General features: G+C 58.1%; 12 protein-coding genes. 7 read left to right on the plus strand and 5 right to left on the minus strand.

The window, feature by feature from the left end; genetic code table 11:
* Window positions 1–32 precede the first annotated feature (32 nt).
* Window positions 33–2903 carry an EAL domain-containing protein gene (locus tag PMI26_RS23255; RefSeq protein WP_007971695.1) on the plus strand — a complete coding sequence of 957 codons (2871 nt, stop codon included), beginning with the start codon at window positions 33–35 and terminating at the stop codon, window positions 2901–2903.
* Between the two features lie 58 nt (window positions 2904–2961).
* Here PMI26_RS23255 and PMI26_RS23250 read toward each other — a convergent pair whose 3' ends face one another.
* Window positions 2962–3279, minus strand: a complete 318-nt coding sequence (locus PMI26_RS23250) for a hypothetical protein (RefSeq protein WP_007971697.1) — start codon at window positions 3277–3279, stop codon at window positions 2962–2964.
* A gap of 352 nt (window positions 3280–3631) precedes the next feature.
* Here PMI26_RS23250 and hexR point away from each other — a divergent pair, with 352 nt between their 5' ends.
* Together hexR and PMI26_RS23240 are read left to right on the plus strand one after the other, a co-directional pair.
* Entirely contained in the window at window positions 3632–4498 is an 867-nt protein-coding gene (gene hexR / locus PMI26_RS23245; protein ID WP_007954250.1) for a transcriptional regulator HexR, read from the plus strand.
* A gap of 216 nt (window positions 4499–4714) precedes the next feature.
* Entirely contained in the window at window positions 4715–4924 is a 210-nt protein-coding gene (locus PMI26_RS23240) for a PA3496 family putative envelope integrity protein (protein WP_007971698.1), read from the plus strand.
* Here PMI26_RS23240 and PMI26_RS23235 read toward each other — a convergent pair.
* Window positions 4866–5828 carry a LysR family transcriptional regulator gene (locus PMI26_RS23235; RefSeq protein ID WP_007971700.1) on the minus strand — a complete coding sequence of 321 codons (963 nt, stop codon included), beginning with the start codon at window positions 5826–5828 and terminating at the stop codon, window positions 4866–4868. The genes PMI26_RS23240 and PMI26_RS23235 overlap by 59 nt on opposite strands.
* A gap of 192 nt (window positions 5829–6020) precedes the next feature.
* Between PMI26_RS23235 and PMI26_RS23230 the strand changes: the two genes are divergently transcribed.
* The 4 genes from PMI26_RS23230 (at window position 6021) to PMI26_RS23215 (ending at window position 11225) form a co-directional block, all read left to right on the plus strand.
* On the plus strand, window positions 6021–7436 hold the full coding sequence (locus PMI26_RS23230; protein WP_007971702.1) for an acetyl-CoA carboxylase biotin carboxylase subunit: 1416 nt from the start codon (window positions 6021–6023) through the stop codon (window positions 7434–7436).
* Between the two features lie 11 nt (window positions 7437–7447).
* Window positions 7448–9271, plus strand: a complete 1824-nt coding sequence (oadA, locus tag PMI26_RS23225; protein ID WP_007971704.1) for a sodium-extruding oxaloacetate decarboxylase subunit alpha — start codon at window positions 7448–7450, stop codon at window positions 9269–9271.
* Between the two features lie 326 nt (window positions 9272–9597).
* Window positions 9598–10950 (plus strand): HipA domain-containing protein, encoded by a 1353-nt coding sequence (locus tag PMI26_RS23220; protein WP_007971706.1) that lies wholly within the window; start codon window positions 9598–9600, stop codon window positions 10948–10950.
* Window positions 10947–11225: a helix-turn-helix domain-containing protein gene (locus tag PMI26_RS23215; RefSeq protein WP_007971709.1), complete on the plus strand. Its 279-nt coding sequence runs from the start codon at window positions 10947–10949 to the stop codon at window positions 11223–11225. The genes PMI26_RS23220 and PMI26_RS23215 overlap by 4 nt, the downstream gene beginning before the upstream one ends.
* A 143-nt stretch (window positions 11226–11368) precedes the next feature.
* Here PMI26_RS23215 and PMI26_RS23210 read toward each other — a convergent pair whose 3' ends face one another.
* Genes PMI26_RS23210 through PMI26_RS23200 form a run of 3 tightly spaced genes read right to left on the minus strand, consistent with a single transcriptional unit; the run spans window position 11369 to window position 13138 of the window.
* Window positions 11369–12040 (minus strand): GNAT family N-acetyltransferase, encoded by a 672-nt coding sequence (locus PMI26_RS23210; RefSeq protein WP_007971711.1) that lies wholly within the window; start codon window positions 12038–12040, stop codon window positions 11369–11371.
* Between the two features lie 17 nt (window positions 12041–12057).
* A complete protein-coding gene (locus PMI26_RS23205) occupies window positions 12058–12504 on the minus strand; it encodes a GNAT family N-acetyltransferase (RefSeq protein WP_007971712.1) in 447 nt (148 codons plus the stop codon).
* A gap of 10 nt (window positions 12505–12514) precedes the next feature.
* Entirely contained in the window at window positions 12515–13138 is a 624-nt protein-coding gene (locus PMI26_RS23200; protein WP_007971713.1) for an FMN-binding negative transcriptional regulator, read from the minus strand.
* Between the last annotated feature and the right edge of the window lie 31 nt (window positions 13139–13169).

The following is a 13169-nucleotide window of genomic DNA, read 5'->3' on the forward strand; positions in this document are numbered from 1 at the left end:
TGCTCATCATTATAAGAACAAGAACATCGCCTATGACCCTCAGCTTCGACCTGTCGGGCCCCACTGTGGAGCCCCGGGTTATCAGAAAGCAATACGCCATGGAAATGGCGGTCGAACGCACGCGCCTGTTGTATCAGGGATCGCTGCTGCCCACGTTGTTCATGCTGATCAATGGCTTGGTCTGTGCCGGGTTGCTCTGGAGTCCGCAACGCTATTTCCTGGTCAGTGTCTGGCTGGTGTGGTTGTTGTCGTTAGTGGCATTGCGGGTGATTCAGGTCGCAGCCTTCGATTCGGCCATCCCCAATCGTCAAGCCCAGCCCCTTTGGCGACGGATGTTTTTGCTGGGTTCCGGCCTCACTGGTCTGACCCTGGCCGGTGCCGGCATTGCCCTGGTCCCCGCCGATAACTTCATTCAGCAAGCCTGGGTCTTCGGGCTCATCGGCGCCGCAGCGCTCTCGGCCAGCGTGGCTTATGCCGTCAGTTTGCCGGCCTTTCTGTCTTTCACCTTGCCCTGTCTGCTACCGGCCATCGCCTATATGTTTTGGGGCGGTGACGAGCAGCAACAGGGCTGGGGCTGGTTCGGGCTGATTCTGCTCGGTGCATTGAGCGTGGTGGCCTGGCAGGTCAATCGATTGATCGATCGGGGCTTGATGCGACGCTTTCAGAATCAGGCATTGATCGAACATCTACAGCAGGCGCAAAGCAGCAGTGATCAGCTCAATCAAAAGCTGGCCAAGGAGATCGAACAGCGTCGACGCGCCGAGAACGAATTGCGAGAGATCCAGGTCGACCTGGAAAACCGCGTCGCTCAGCGCAGCCTGGAGCTGGACGCCGCCAACCAGGCGCTGAGCAAGAGCGAAGCACGCCTGGCGCTGGCATTGAAGGCCAGCGAGTTGGGGTTGTGGGACTGGAATCTGCAAACCGACGAAGTCCATCACACGCAGATTCAGGAATTGTTCGGCCTGGAGCCGGATCAGGTCACGGCAATCCTGCGTCACCTCAAGCCGCGTCTTCACCCCGAGGACCTTCCAGCGCTGAAAAGGGCGCTGGTCGAGCATCTGAAGGGCCGCACCGAGGACTATCAAATCGAGTATCGCGTGCGCCATGGCGATGGCCACTGGGTCTGGATCGAGGACCGTGGGCGGGCGGTCGAGCGTGCCGAGAACGGACGGGTTTTGCGCATGGTCGGCACTCGTCGCGACATCAGCGTCAGCAAAAACCTGGAAGAGCAGCGGCAACTGGCGGCGACCGTATTCGAGGCGGCCAGCGAAGGGATTGTGATTTTCGACCCGAACTACGTCCTTATCGCGATCAATCAAGCCTTCAGTCGGGTGACCGGCTATGCCATCGAAGACATGATCGGACGCAATGTCGTTGAGTTGCCCTGCAGTCGAGATGCGCGTCGGCATTACGCCACGATCCATCAGGCGCTGGAGCAGCAAGGCAGTTGGCAGGGCGAATTGGTGGAAACCCGCAAGAACGGCGAGATGTATCCGCAGTGGCTGCAATTGAATGCCGTGCGCGATAGCCGGGGAAATGTCAGCCATATCGTGGGCTTCTTCGCGGATCTTTCTGCCCGCCGGGAATCCGAAGAGCGAATGCGCTACCTGACCCATTACGACGAACTTACCGGTCTGGCCAACCGCGCGATGTTCCGCGAACGCCTCAGCGAGGCTCATCAACGGGTACGACAAGGCGGTTATCGCAGCCTGGCCTTGTTACACATCAATCTCGACCGCTTCAAGCAACTCAATGACAGCCTGGGGCATGAAGTCGCCGACCAGTTGTTGCAGAAAATAGCCCGGCGACTGGTGAATGCATTGCCTGAAGCAGACACCATCGCGCGTCTGTCCGGCGATGAGTTTGCCGTGCTGTTCAATGCCTACGGCAACCTTTCGAGCCTGGCGCGGGTGGCGACTCGTCTGGCGAGCAAGTTACGTTTGCCGGTGACCATTGACGGCCATGAGCTGGTGGTCAGTGCGTCGATGGGCATCAGTCTGTTGCCGGACAGCGCCCGGGAAATTTCCGCGTTGGTCAGTCAATCGAACATGGCCATGCAGCACGCAAAGCATTTGGGCGGCAACAACTTCCAGTTCTATACCGACAGCCTGCAAGCCAGCACGCTGGAGCGTTTGCAGCTGGAAAACCAGTTGCGCAAAGCCATCGAAGAGAAGCAGTTGAAGGTGTTCTACCAACCCAAGCTGTGCCTCGCCACGGGCAAGCTGAATGCTGCCGAGGCGCTGGTGCGTTGGGATCATCCGACCATGGGCCGTGTGCCGCCGGGGGATTTCATCGGCCTGGCTGAAGAAACCGGATTGATCGGCCCGATCGGTGAGTTCGTGCTGCGTCAGGCCTGCTGGCAAGCCTGTGAGTGGCAGCGGCAGGGGCTCGATGCGATTCGGGTGTCGGTCAATCTGTCGGTGCATCAATTGCGCCAGGGCAAGCTGGTCAGTCTGGTACGGCAGGTGCTGGAGGAAACCGGGCTGGAGCCACATTTCCTGGAGCTGGAGCTCACCGAAAGCCAGTTGCTGGACAGCGTCGAACACATCATCGCAACCTTCCAGCAGCTGCGTGATCTCGGGGTGAAACTGGCGATCGATGATTTTGGCACCGGGTATTCGTCTTTGAGTTATCTCAAACGCATTCCGGTGGATTACGTGAAAATCGACCAGGCGTTCATCCGCGGACTGGGCGAGGGCACCGAAGATGCCGCGATCACACGGGCGATCATTGCCATGGCCCATGGCTTGTCGTTGAAGGTTGTCGCGGAAGGGGTGGAACACCAGGAGCAGCTTGAGTTTCTCAAGGCTGAGCGCTGCGATGAGGTGCAAGGTTATCTGATCAGTCGGCCGGTCGAGGCGCAGGTCCTGGCCGTTCTGCTGCGAGAGAATGGTGTGGATTGACCGAAATGGCTTCCCGTCAGGACTTGGCGGTCTGACGGGAAGTTTGCAGCGGGTGTTCTTAATCGGTGATCAGTATTTCATTAATGCAGGCCATTAATTTACCTTCGAAATAGATACTGACGCTAGTAACATTGGGAATGTCGGCAGACTTATACTCGACGATGGCTTGCGTTATAACTGTCAATCCAATTTGGTTGGGGTTAGCTTTCAGGTCAAGTCTTAAATCACAAGGTTTGTCCTGAATTTCACTTCGTACCAGCGTTGGTATATTGGCCGTATTTCCTACGGTTATGGTGCCAAAGACCCGGAAAGAAGCCGCTCCTGGCATGCGGTCGATTTGGGCGGTCCAACGGATGTCGGCTAGATTATCAAGCATGGTATGTAACTCCTGTAATTAAGTTAATTGCGTCCTGCATGTTTAATATATTCAGCTTTACTCAGTTTGTGGGTGATGACGGTTGTCTTGTTTGTAATTTGATATTTGTGGCGGGTTGTTAATTAAGTAACTGGTGGTGATCTTTGTAATGCGAGGCGCAATTTTGCCGAAACGCCAGAAGGCGAGCGTGGAGGAGCAACTGGAAAACCGGCAATGAACGCTACATGGAGCGCGCGTGCCCCAATGCCGAGGGATGTGGTTACGCATTGAGGAGGCAAAAAGCCCATTCATGTAGTATAACTACAAGCGTGCTACATCCCCGGCACCTGCCAATAACAAAGAGTCCAGCCCTTTGAATCTGCTGCAACACATCGCCCAGTCTCGTCACCTGTTACGCAAGTCGGAGCTCAAGGTCGCCGACCACGTGCTGCTTGATCCTGCGGCCGTGATGCACAGCTCCATGGCCGACCTGGCCCACAGCGTGGGTATCAGCGAACCGACCATCGTGCGTTTTTGCCGTGCCATCGGTTGTTCCGGCTTTCAGGACCTGAAGCTGAAGCTGGCCCAGAGCCTGGCGGCCGGTGCGAGTTTTGGCCAGTTTGCGATCCACGAAGACGATTCGGTCGCTGACTACAGCCTGAAAATCTTCGACACCACCCTGCATACCCTGATGGAGGTTCGCGAGAAACTCGATCCGCTGGAGTTGCAGAGGGCCGTGACGCTGATGTCCCAGGCCCAGCGCGTCGAGTTCTATGGTTTTGGCGCCTCGGGTGCGGTCGCGGCGGATGCGCAGCACAAATTCTTCCGCTTGCTGCTCACCGCAGCGGCGTACTCCGACCCGCACATGCAGGCGATGTCGGCCGTGACATTGAAGCCGACTGACGTGGCCATCTGCATTTCCCAGTCGGGTCGTTCCAAGGACCTGCTGATCACCGCCAACCTGGTGCGCGAAAGCGGCGCTTCGTTGATCACGTTGTGCCCAAGCCAGACGCCATTGGCCGAGTTGTCGACGGTCAACCTGGCGATCGATGTGCACGAAGACACTGAAATCTATACGCCGCTGACCTCGCGTATCGCTCACCTGGTGGTGATCGACGTGTTGGCGATGGGCGTGGCCATGGCCCGTGGCCCGAGCCTGGTCAATCACCTCAAGAGTGTTAAACGCAGTTTGCGCAGTTTGCGGTTGTCGCCCAAGTCGGTGAAAGCGCTGGACGACTGATTTCAAGGCCGGCGCGACCCCCTGTGGCGAGGGAGCTTGCTCCCGCAGGGTCGCGAAGCGGCCCCAAGAATTGTGCGACTGCTGCGCAGCCGAACGGGAGCAAGCTCCCTCGCCACAGGACCAAACAACATTCATCGGTCTGTAACCATCAAGCCGCCAAACCGTCATCCCTCGCGCCTATCTTGAAACTCCCGTACTCGCCTTGGGAGACTCGAAATGGCCATGCCCTACGAAGAACGCAACAGCGCTGTCAAAACCCGTCGTCAGCAAGAAGACCAGCGCCGTATGGAATTCCGTCGCGCCATCGAAGATCGCTGCGAACGCCGTCAGCTTCTGGCCGAAATTGGCGACTTTCCGGAGTTGGAACTCAACTTCTGGCAGGCATCTCCCTCGACTTCCCGTCGAAACGCTCAACCAGCGCGCTGATCTGGATCCGTTCGCTGCGGATAAACGCCAGGAAGGCGTGAGCCACCGGTGACAGGCGTTTCGCCTTGGCCTGCACCAGGCACCAGCTGCGAAACAGTGGCAGCTCTTCGATGGGTAGCTCGATCAACCCACCGGTTGCCAGCTCAAGGTTCAGGGCGTGGCGCGTCAACAGCGCAACGCCCAGACCTGCCAGTACGCATTCACGCTGAGCTTCGGCAGACGAGACTTCCTGGGTCTGGTTGAAGTGCACGCGCTTCTCTTTGAAATATTCTTCGCACGCCAACCGCGTCCCGGAGCCTGGCTCTCGCAGCAGCAGTGTGTAGGGCTCGAGATCCTGCAAGCGCAGCGGCCCCATATGACACAGCGGGTGATCCGGCGGCGCCACGGCGACGATCGGGTTGTTCAGGAACGGCAGGAACTCCAGGCCCATGTCCTGAGGAACCATGGACATGATCACCAGGTCGTCGCGGTTGTCCGACAGACGCCGAATCACCTGGCCGCGATTGACCACCGTCAGTTGCAGGTTCACCTCCGGGTGCTGGCGTTTGAATGCGGCAAACAGATGCGGCACGAAATACTTGGCGCTGGATTCCACCGCCAGTTTCAGTTGCCCCTGCAACGAGCCCTGCATGTCCGACAGCTGCATGTCGAGGTTTTCCAGGCGTCCGAAAATATCCCGGCTGGCTCGCTGTAACGCTTCAGCGGCTTCGGTCATGTAGAGCTTTTTGCCGACATAATCGAACAAAGGCTGGCCAATCAGCTCTTCGAGCTGACGAATCTGCAGGCTGACGGCAGGTTGTGTGAGCGACATTTCGTCGGCCGCGCGGCTGTAAGAGCGCAAATCACAGACCTCATTGAAGATTTGCAATTGCCGCAAAGTCATACGCATCAATGACTTACGCATTATCCGGTCACTCTCGTCGCTGGCTGGTTAATCAACTATAAGTCTTTACTTATGCACGACCCAATTTTTATTCATTTTTGTTGATCCCTTGTGGGCGCTAGTGTGGACCTGCGACCAAATTGAAACATTTGGTCACGCGTCGACCTGGGTCTAGCAGGTCGTGGGTACCACCGGCCTCAAGGGAAACTCCAAGTGATAACAAAGATCCTGATCGCCAACCGTGGTGAGATTGCCGTACGAATCGTACGTGCCTGTGCCGAAATGGGCATTCGCTCGGTCGCGATCTATTCCGACGCCGACCGTCATGCCTTGCATGTGAAGCGTGCGGATGAGGCCCACAGCATCGGTGCCGAGCCGCTGGCCGGTTACCTGAACCCGCGCAAGCTGGTGAACCTGGCTGTGGAAACCGGTTGCGATGCGCTGCACCCCGGTTACGGATTCCTTTCGGAAAACGCCGAACTGGCGGAAATCTGCGCCGAGCGCGGGATCAAGTTCATCGGTCCATCGGCTGAAGTCATTCGCCGGATGGGCGACAAGACCGAAGCGCGCCGCAGCATGATCAAGGCTGGCGTACCGGTTACCCCGGGCACCGAAGGCAACGTGTCGGGCATCGAAGAAGCCCTGACCGAAGGCGATCGCATTGGCTACCCGGTGATGCTCAAGGCCACATCCGGTGGCGGTGGTCGCGGTATTCGTCGCTGCAACAGCCGTGAAGAACTCGAACAGGCTTTCCCGAGGGTCATTTCCGAAGCCACCAAGGCTTTTGGTTCGGCGGAAGTGTTCCTGGAAAAATGCATCGTCAATCCCAAGCACATTGAAGCGCAGATCCTTGGCGACAGCTTCGGCAACGTGGTGCACCTGTTCGAGCGTGATTGCTCGATCCAGCGCCGCAACCAGAAGCTGATCGAGATCGCCCCGAGCCCGCAACTGACCCCGGAACAGCGCGCCTACATCGGCGACCTGTCGGTGCGTGCAGCCAAGGCCGTGGGCTACGAGAATGCCGGCACCGTGGAGTTCCTGCTCGCCGAGGGCGAGGTGTACTTCATGGAGATGAACACCCGGGTGCAGGTGGAACACACCATCACCGAAGAAATCACCGGTATCGACATTGTCCGCGAGCAGATTCGCATTGCCTCCGGCCTGCCACTGTCGGTGAAGCAGGAAGACATCCAGCACCGTGGTTTCGCCCTGCAATTCCGGATCAACGCCGAAGACCCGAAGAACAACTTCCTGCCGAGCTTCGGCAAGATCACCCGTTACTACGCACCCGGCGGCCCCGGCGTGCGTACCGACACGGCGATCTACACCGGCTACACCATTCCGCCGTTCTACGACTCCATGTGTCTGAAACTGGTGGTGTGGGCGCTGACCTGGGAAGAGGCGATGGACCGTGGTCTGCGCGCCCTCGATGACATGCGTCTGCAAGGGGTCAAGACCACTGCCGCGTACTACCAGGAAATCCTGCGTAACCCGGAATTCCGTAGCGGCCAGTTCAATACCAGCTTCGTTGAAAGCCACCCAGAACTGACCAACTACTCGATCAAGCGCAAACCCGAAGAGCTGGCCCTGGCCATCGCCGCCGCCATCGCCGCCCACGCAGGCCTGTGAGGAATAGAATAATGAGCAAGCCCCCTGTTTCTAAAAAGATAAACGTTACCGACACGATCCTGCGCGACGCCCACCAATCGCTGCTCGCCACCCGCATGCGCACCGAAGACATGCTGCCGATCTGCGACAAGCTCGACAAAGTCGGCTACTGGTCGCTGGAGTGCTGGGGTGGCGCGACCTTCGACGCCTGTGTACGTTTCCTGAAGGAAGACCCGTGGGAGCGTCTGCGCCAACTGCGCGCGGCGCTGCCTAACACCCGCCTGCAAATGCTGTTGCGCGGCCAGAACCTGCTGGGCTACCGCCACTACAGCGACGACGTGGTCAAAGCGTTCGTCGCCAAGGCTGCGGTCAACGGCATCGACGTGTTCCGCATCTTCGACGCCATGAACGACGTGCGTAACCTGCGCGTGGCCATCGAAGCGGTGAAAGCCGCTGGCAAACACGCCCAGGGCACCATCGCCTACACCACCAGCCCGGTGCACACCATCGAGGCCTTCGTGAACCAGGCCAAGCAAATGGAAGCCATGGGTTGCGACTCGGTGGCGATCAAGGACATGGCCGGTTTGCTGACCCCGTACGCCACCGGCGAACTGGTCAAGGCCCTGAAAGCCGAGCAGTCGCTGCCCGTGTTCATCCACTCGCACGACACCGCTGGCCTGGCCGCGATGTGCCAGATGAAGGCCATCGAAAACGGCGCTGACCACATCGACACCGCGATCTCCAGCTTCGCCTGGGGCACCAGCCACCCGGGCACCGAGTCGATGGTCGCCGCCCTTAAAGGCAGCGAATTCGACACCGGGCTGAACCTGGAACTGCTGCAAGAGATCGGCCTGTACTTCTACGCCGTGCGCAAGAAGTACCACCAGTTCGAAAGCGAATTCACCGCCGTCGACACCCGTGTGCAAGTCAACCAGGTACCGGGCGGGATGATTTCCAACCTGGCCAACCAGTTGAAAGAGCAGGGCGCGCTGAATCGCATGAGCGAAGTGCTGGCCGAAATCCCGCGCGTTCGCGAAGACCTCGGCTTCCCGCCGCTGGTCACCCCGACCTCGCAGATCGTCGGCACCCAGGCGTTCTTCAACGTGCTGGCCGGCGAGCGCTACAAGACCATCACCAACGAAGTGAAGCTGTACCTGCAAGGCGGCTACGGCAAGGCGCCGGGCACCGTCAACGAACAACTGCGTCGCCAGGCCATTGGCAGCGAAGAAGTGATCGACGTGCGTCCAGCCGATCTGCTCAAGCCGGAAATGGCCAAGCTACGCGCCGATATCGGTGCTCTGGCCAAGTCTGAAGAAGACGTGCTGACCTTCGCCATGTTCCCGGACATCGGTCGCAAGTTCCTCGAAGAGCGCGCGGCTGGAACCCTGACACCTGAAGTGCTGTTGCCGATTCCGGAAGCCGGCAAAGTGGCCTCGGCGGGCGGTGAAGGCGTGCCGACCGAGTTCGTCATCGACGTTCACGGCGAAACCTACCGCGTCGACATCACCGGTGTTGGCGTCAAGGCTGAAGGCAAGCGTCACTTCTACCTGTCCATCGACGGCATGCCGGAAGAAGTGGTGTTCGAGCCGCTCAACGAATTCGTCGGCGGCGGCAGCAGCAAGCGCAAGCAAGCCACTGCACCGGGCCATGTCAGCACCACCATGCCGGGCAACATCGTCGATGTGCTGGTCAAGGAGGGCGACACCGTCAAGGCGGGCCAGGCCGTGCTGATCACTGAAGCGATGAAGATGGAAACCGAAGTCCAGGCAGCCATCGCCGGCAAAGTCACCGCCATTCACGTGGCCAAGGGCGACCGGGTGAACCCGGGCGAGATCCTGATCGAGATCGAAGGCTGAGTTAACAGCCTCGATACAACGCTTTAAACCTCGGGGGGGCATGTGCTCCCCTTTTTTTATGCTCTGGATTTGGCGATCAGACGCTCATCCCCTGTTGTCGCGGCCGACGTTTCCGGCATCGTCCGTAAAGCAATTTCTGATTTTGTGGCTTTCGAACTATTGGTTCGGCGTGATCTGCATTATTTTGCGTTATTTTGCCACGCAAGTGGTTAGATCTGCATTTTAATACACATGGCCACTGTGCCTGCGCTCTTTGTGTGCACTATATTGCATTCATCGCGATAATCAGCCATGAGAATATGCATTTAAATGCAGGTGGTGACGACATGTACGATCTGACTTTACAGATCTATTGGGCAGGAAACTGGCACGACGCCATGATTTTGAGCTTCGACAGCCCTGAAAAAGGCTTCGAAAGTCGCTGCAATTTTGGATACCAGCAAACGTATCTTTTTGAAAATTACGAAGATATTGGAACGCCGTTCGCCAAGGCAGTGAGCGCGAGATTCCCTTTGGATTGGGATGGCAGACGATCCAATGCGCCAGCGTTTGTACATGATGTTGCACCGGCAGGTGCAGCCAAAAGGTTCCTTTTGGCGCATATAGGCAAAGACAAGCCTGCGGACGTAAGTGCAGACCTTTACCTGCTGGCCAGAAGCACGCCGGCGCCGATCGGAAATATGCGGGTCAAGGCGTCTGCCGAAGCAGTGGATCAGCGTGAGCCGATTGGTTTTGAGCGCCAGGACGTCATCAGTCGCAATAATCGATTTCTTGAGTATGCCTACGAGCAGGGGGCTGCCATTGGTGGCGCAACAGGTGCAGGTGGCGAGGCTCCGAAGCTTTTGTTGGCTCAGAACAAGGCCGGGCTACTGTACCCGGATGCAGTACTTGGGGACGCCGACGTCACTCAACACTGGTTTGTGAAGTTCGCCCGCAACAAAGGGCTGGAAACTGATCAGGTAATCCTCAGAAGCGAGTATCACTACTACAGGGCGCTCCAGAGTCTGGGGATTGAGACTGTGGCCGTCGAGGGGCTTGCACTGGAAGAAGCGACCAAACCCAGCTTGTGGATGCAGCGTTTTGACCGTCAAGTGACCGACCAAGGCGTCGAGCGCTTTGCCGTGGAGTCAATTTACTCGCTGGCAAACATTACGACGCCGGGTAGTGCTTTGGACCACATGGACGTTATCCGCTTGTTGGCAGGACTTTGGCGTGAGGCGGGGCAGGCGGATCAAATTCCGGATCTCGTTGCCGATTATCTTCGTCGGGATCTGATCAACAAAATCCTTGGCAACTCGGATAACCACGGACGCAATACCGCAATCATCCGTGATGACGCCTCGTTTCGTCTTGCACCCATTTATGATTTAGCGCCCATGGTGATGGACGACGAAGGTGTGACACGGACCACCAAGTGGCCAAAAGAACTGGAGAGAGCGGGTGACGTTGATTGGCGCGGGGTGTGCCGTACATTGGCCGACATCGCTGATCCGGATGATCCATTAGCCGCTTTGAGTGACGTGCAGGATTCATTTGAGCGCCTGCGTGAAGATGCAACTCGCCTGATGGCACTCCCCGATATTCTCTCGGCCAGCGGTTTGCCTGGACAGACAATGAATCACCCACAAATTGCATTGAAAAATCTGGAACAACGTTTGAAAGAATGGGGCTTGAAATGAGCATGACCGTTGCAGAACGCACAGTGCTCATAGAAAGCATTCAAGAGGCTTTGGCTCAGGGCACTCTTGAAATTGGCGAAGCGGTTCGCCGTTTGCGAGTCGAAGTCACCGGTTTGCACCAGACCCAATTCGCCAAAATGTGCAAAATCTCGGTGCGCACGTTGGTGCACATTGAACATGGAGAAGGGAATCAGACGCTGAAGTCTTTGAACGCAGTGTTCCGTCCGTTTGGACTGAAAATGGGTGTGGTGCGGATTCGACGGGATATCAGTTAAAACTGCTCTGATCGCACATCCTGATTCGGCTTGATAAAGCGGCGTATTGAAGATCAAAGGGTCGCAGCCTTCGTTGCTCCTACAGGATGTATACCGACCCTGTAGGCGCTGCCGAAGGCTGCGATCTTTTGCTTTTGATGCTTTTAGCCGCGGCACTCAACGAGGCTTTTCAACTGCCCCGACCCCGTCTGGTTCTCATCACTCAACCAATGCTCGAACCCAGCCCCAATCGCCGGCCATTCCGAATCCAGAATCGAGTACCACGCCGTATCGCGGTTCTGCCCCTTGACCACCATGTGCTGGCGAAACACACCCTCAAAACTGAAACCCAAACGCTCGGCCGCATATTTGGAGCGGGCGTTGGCGTTGTTGCATTTCCATTCCAGGCGACGGTAGCCGAGGGCGAAGGATTCCTTGGCCAGCAGGTAAACCGCCTCGGTGCTTTTCGGTGAGCGCTGCATCGGCGCGCCGAAGGTGACGTGGCCGATTTCGATGCGGCCCTGGGCCGGGACGATGGACATCAGGCTGAGGATGCCCTGGACCTCGCCGCTGGCGCGATCGATCACGCTGAAGAAGTACGGGTCACTATTGGCCGCATGGTTGTTCAGCCAATCATTGAAGGCGCTGCGCTCCGGGAAGGGGCCGTATGGCAGATAGTCCCAAAGCTTCGGGTCGGCGCCCGGACCTTGCAGGGCTTTGAACAGGTCGTCGCCGTGGCGCGCCGGGTCGAGTTTTTCCAGGCGGATGAAGCGTCCTTCGATCAGTTGCGTCGTGGGGGCCGGGACGCCTTTCCAGTTGGCGAGTGAAGTCGACATGTTGTTCTCCTTGAACCTTAAATGGCTTTGCGAAACTGGATGAAACCGGGGCGTTCTGCAATGCGCTCGTAGAGCTGGATCGCGGTGGCGTTGGTTTCGTGGGTCAGCCAGTGCACCTTGTTGCAGCCGTCGGCTTTGGCTGTGGTGTAGACGAACTCGATCAGTTGCCGGCCGACGCCGGCGCCTCGGGTTTCCGGGACCACCAGCAAGTCTTGCAGGTAACAGGCGTTTTCGATGGCCCAGTTCGAACGATGGTAGATGAAATGCACCATGCCCACGGCTTTGTTGTCAGCCCAGGCGAGGGCGGCGTATGTCGGTTCGTTCGGGTCGAGCATGCGCTGCCAGGTGCTGTGAGTGACGGCCTCCGGCAATTCGGTTTTGTAGAAGCGCAGGTAGGCTTGCCACAGCGGCAACCAGGCCGCGTGATCACCGGCGGTGACTTGGCGAATGTCGATTTGACTCATGGTGATTTCCTTAGCGCATCAATTGGGCGAGGGTCTGGTCGTTGACGTCGGGGCTGGCGGCCAGGCCTTCGCGTACGCCGGCGATGTCGGCGGGGCTGCGGTTCTGGCTGAGCTTGCGCTTGCCTTCCAGACGGTCGATGGGAATGGCGAAACCGACGATGGCCTTGAGCATGCCGTCGATGTAATCGGCGGGGGCATCGGCCACTGACCACGGTTGGGCGCGGCCAGCTTCATGACGGTCGGTGAGGGTGCTGACGATGTCGAGCAGCCGCCCGCCATCGCTAAAGGTTTCGGCTCGGCCATAGGCGTGTACGGCGACGTAGTTCCAGGTTGGCACGACTTTGCCGTGTTCGGCCTTGCTCGGGTAGAAGCCGGGGCTGACGTAGGCGTCGGCACCGGCAAAAATCAGCAGGGCTTCGGCACCGTCGCGCAGGTCTTTCCACTGTGGATTGGCTTTGGCCAGATGCCCGTACAACGTGCCGTTCAAGCCTTGTTCGCAATGCAACAGCACCGGCACATGACTGGCCTGCAGGCCGCTCTCACCGTGGGTCACCAATATGGCGAGACGGGTGGCGAGGATCAGTTCATGCAGTTGGGACAACTCGTCGATGGCAAAAGCGCGTGGCGTGTACATGGAGATATTTCCCTTGGCGAATGTCTTCATC

Origin of the sequence: Pseudomonas sp. GM33, assembly GCF_000282295.1 — a bacterium.
In the GTDB taxonomy this organism is placed as follows: Bacteria; Pseudomonadota; Gammaproteobacteria; order Pseudomonadales; family Pseudomonadaceae; genus Aquipseudomonas; species Aquipseudomonas laurylsulfatiphila.

Excerpts from the sequence above, each read along its gene's own strand:
- PMI26_RS23240 (WP_007971698.1), top strand. The coding sequence starts at position 4,715 with ATGGCCATGCCCTACGAAGAACGCAACAGCGCTGTCAAAACCCGTCGT.
- PMI26_RS23215 (WP_007971709.1), top strand. The coding sequence starts at position 10,947 with ATGAGCATGACCGTTGCAGAACGCACAGTGCTCATAGAAAGCATTCAA.
- PMI26_RS23220 (WP_007971706.1), top strand. The coding sequence starts at position 9,598 with ATGTACGATCTGACTTTACAGATCTATTGGGCAGGAAACTGGCACGAC.
- PMI26_RS23235 (WP_007971700.1), bottom strand. The coding sequence starts at position 5,828 with ATGCGTAAGTCATTGATGCGTATGACTTTGCGGCAATTGCAAATCTTC.
- PMI26_RS23210 (WP_007971711.1), bottom strand. The coding sequence starts at position 12,040 with ATGTCGACTTCACTCGCCAACTGGAAAGGCGTCCCGGCCCCCACGACG.
- oadA (WP_007971704.1), top strand. The coding sequence starts at position 7,448 with ATGAGCAAGCCCCCTGTTTCTAAAAAGATAAACGTTACCGACACGATC.
- PMI26_RS23255 (WP_007971695.1), top strand. The coding sequence starts at position 33 with ATGACCCTCAGCTTCGACCTGTCGGGCCCCACTGTGGAGCCCCGGGTT.
- PMI26_RS23250 (WP_007971697.1), bottom strand. The coding sequence starts at position 3,279 with ATGCTTGATAATCTAGCCGACATCCGTTGGACCGCCCAAATCGACCGC.
- PMI26_RS23200 (WP_007971713.1), bottom strand. The coding sequence starts at position 13,138 with ATGTACACGCCACGCGCTTTTGCCATCGACGAGTTGTCCCAACTGCAT.
- PMI26_RS23205 (WP_007971712.1), bottom strand. The coding sequence starts at position 12,504 with ATGAGTCAAATCGACATTCGCCAAGTCACCGCCGGTGATCACGCGGCC.